This window comes from Prevotella sp. OH937_COT-195 (genome assembly GCF_003932845.1).
Classification (GTDB): Bacteria; Bacteroidota; Bacteroidia; order Bacteroidales; family Bacteroidaceae; genus Prevotella.
Genome location: NZ_RQZH01000161.1, coordinates 1 through 420, shown reverse-complemented (window position 1 = coordinate 420; position 420 = coordinate 1). Strand labels below are relative to the sequence as shown.

Sequence of the window (420 nt, the reverse complement as noted above, 5' to 3'; positions counted from 1 at the left end):
ATTCCTCCATATATTTTAGAAAAGATTAATCATCTTTCATCTTGGCAAATAGGATTAGTTAACCTTACTTCTCCTTTAGGATTAGTACTTACTTCAAAAATATCTGGTAAATTAATTTCTCGCATTGGCAATATTGTATTAATGACTACAGGACTAATTATTATGATTGTGGCATATACAAGCCTAGGATTATTACAATATATATTAAATCCAGTGACAATAAGCTTATTATTACTAATATATGGTATAGGAGGAGGTTTTTTCCTACCGTCTAATACTTCAGCAATAATGGGAACTGTATCTCAAGATATGCAAGGTACTGCTGGAGCTACACAAAGAATGGTTCAAAATATAGGTATTGCTTTTTATACAGCAGTTACTTCATTATTTATCAGTAATTCATCAAATTCAGATAAACTC

Annotated in this window: 1 protein-coding gene; it reads left to right on the top strand. The window is 30.0% G+C overall.

From position 1 onward, the window contains the following. A partial coding sequence (locus EII32_RS11730; RefSeq protein ID WP_125235485.1) for an MFS transporter occupies nt 1-420 on the top strand: 420 nt, incomplete at both ends.